This is a genomic window from Pedobacter sp. (genome assembly GCF_045628745.1).
GTDB lineage: Bacteria > Bacteroidota > Bacteroidia > Sphingobacteriales > Sphingobacteriaceae > Pedobacter.
This window is the reverse complement of sequence record NZ_JAZQPU010000100.1, coordinates 1-2,371: the sequence shown is the minus strand read 5'-3', so window position 1 is coordinate 2,371 and position 2,371 is coordinate 1. Positions and strand designations below refer to the sequence as shown.

The window sequence follows — 2,371 nt, the reverse complement described above, 5'->3', positions numbered from 1 at the left end:
AACACCTGTATTCGTTTATAGCAATTTTGATAGTGCAGAATTATTTGTGAATGGCAAAAGTCAGGGTATTCAAAAAAAGAATAACGCAAACCCTCAAAGCCGCTATCGTTTAATGTGGATGGACGTTAAATATGAACCAGGGACGCTTAAAGTGGTAGCCTATGATAAAGATGGCAAATCAGCAGCCGAGAAACAGGTGGTAACAGCAGGCAAACCTTATAAACTTGTCCTTGAGGCAGACCGTACAGAAATTACGGCCGATGGTAAAGACATTTCTTTTGTAACGGTAACTGTTGTGGACAAAAACGGCAACACTTGTCCGCTGGCAAATGATCAACTTAAATTCAATGTTACAGGGAACGGCAGTTACCGTGCAGCCTGTAATGGCGATGCCACTTCTTTAGAGCAATTTCATTTGCCTACCATGAAGTTATTTAATGGTAAATTGGTGGTATTGGTGCAGTCGACTGAAAAGGCTGGCACCATGAAACTAACCGTTAATGGTAAAGCGTTAAAAGGAGCGGAGCTTCAGTTAAAATCAACTAATACTGCAGTTAAAGTTCGATAAAACATAATTTTATAATAGGGCTGCGGTTAAAGCAGCCTTGTATAAATGCGCCTTAGGGCGCATTTATACTTTATAGCATTTTCAATAAGTTTAAAGTTGTCCAGTTTTTTAATTTGCCTGTATAATGCCCATTGAAATATTTAATAAATTAAAGTTGTCCAGTGTATCAATTTGCCTGTATATTGACCCTTAAAATAACTAAAAAAAGCATTTACATCATCAAATCCATCATTGTGCGCTAACAGCTGAATTTTATTTAAAGGCAGTTTTTTACCATCAATGATCACATCGGGAGTGGAGTCTTTAACAGTTTCAATACGAATGGTTTGTACATTCAAACATTTCAAGTCAGGGGTAAATTGCCTATAGCTTTCTGCATTTTTACCAATTACAGGTTGAATGGACATCCCTTTTTTCCATGAGTGTGTTTTGTCTGATCTGATGGTATGCAATTTTGGCTTTACGTTGTTGATGCGCGACCTGTCATCCGGGCTTAAATATTGAAGATAATCCGCCGGTTCATTTTCATCAACTTTCAGCCCATTTAAAATGGAAGACCAAATTTTAGCTACAAAATAATTAGGCTTTTTGTCGATGAGGAGTGAAAAGTGTAATTGCATGTTTTTTTCAATAGTAAGCCATGTTGAGCTGATAGCTTTGAAACTAATCGATTTAGATTTTCATAAGTAACGGTTAAAACGAATTCGTAAATTAAGCAACTGCAAAATCATGAAAAGTTTATTTCTTAAATCGTCTGATAAGAAGATCGATTTAGATCCGCTGATGATCCTAGGAACGCTCACAGGCACTGCAAACTTCCACCATTTACAATTTATAAAATAATTACCTATGTATTTCTATTTCATACATCTTTGGCCAGAGTTTACCGGTTACAAAAATCTTTTTAGTAGCTGGATTATAAGCAATCCCGTTAGTTTCTTGAGCATTAGGATTAATCTGTAACACGCTATCTTTAAGGCTAGTTAAATCCAGTTTTCCAATTACATTTCCGTTTGAGGGATCAATTTTAACAATCTCATTCTTCAACCATACATTTGCAAAAATATACCCATCGATATATTCCAATTCATTTAGATTCTGCACCGCATATCCATTTTCTGAGACTGAAATTGATTTAATAGTTTGAAAGTTTTCAGAATCAACATAGGTCAGCAAATGCGTTCCGTCACTCATTATAATGTATTTCCCATCAGTGGTAAGGCCCCAGCCTTCTATATTCTTGTATTTAAATTGGCCCTTTTTGGTGAATGTTGAACTATCATAAACAAAACATAATTGATTCTTATAGGTTAGCTGGAATAGTTTGTCATTTAAAAAAACGATGCCTTCACCGAAATAAGTTGATTTATCAAGACTTACTTTCTCCTCAATTTTCCCATCCTTAATATTTAAAATTCCAATTACAGATTCAGTTTCTGGAAATTCTGCTGGTGATCCGGTACTTTCATAAAGAGCGCCTTTATGGAATACCAAACCTTCGGTGAAAGAATCAGTATCATGTGGAAAGCTGTTGGTTACCGCAAACTTTAATTCAGGGGTTGTCACAACAATTTCTTCCTCTTCAGCAGGACGATTGCCCGTACAAGCAGTCATAAAAATTAAACACACAAATAGAAGTTTTCTCATAAATAAATATCAATAGATGGTTGGTGATTTGCTAATTGAATTGCCTTACAAACTTATCAAACATGGCCTCCATATTGTCAGTCTCAGGGTTATCTTTTAGAATTAAGAACCCTGTGTCGGGGTACTCGCTGTCAAATTCGTAATTGAAACAGGTAA

The 2,371-nt window shown here is 35.8% G+C and carries 3 protein-coding genes; 1 reads left to right on the top strand and 2 read right to left on the bottom strand.

Annotation, left to right across the window (positions count from 1 at the left end; all coding sequences use genetic code 11):
* Positions 1 to 568, top strand: a 568-nt coding sequence (locus tag ACR2F7_RS04330; RefSeq protein ID WP_432712365.1) for a DUF4982 domain-containing protein, incomplete at its 5' end; no start/stop codon positions are given.
* Between the two features lie 140 nt (positions 569 to 708).
* On the opposite strand, the gene ACR2F7_RS04325 is transcribed toward ACR2F7_RS04330, so the two are convergent.
* The gene (locus ACR2F7_RS04325) at positions 709 to 1,188 is read right to left on the bottom strand and encodes a hypothetical protein (protein ID WP_432712364.1); all 480 of its coding nucleotides are present in this window, start codon (positions 1,186 to 1,188) and stop codon (positions 709 to 711) included.
* Between the two features lie 223 nt (positions 1,189 to 1,411).
* On the bottom strand, positions 1,412 to 2,215 hold the full coding sequence (locus ACR2F7_RS04320; RefSeq protein ID WP_432712363.1) for a glutaminyl-peptide cyclotransferase: 804 nt from the start codon (positions 2,213 to 2,215) through the stop codon (positions 1,412 to 1,414).
* Positions 2,216 to 2,371 lie beyond the last annotated feature (156 nt).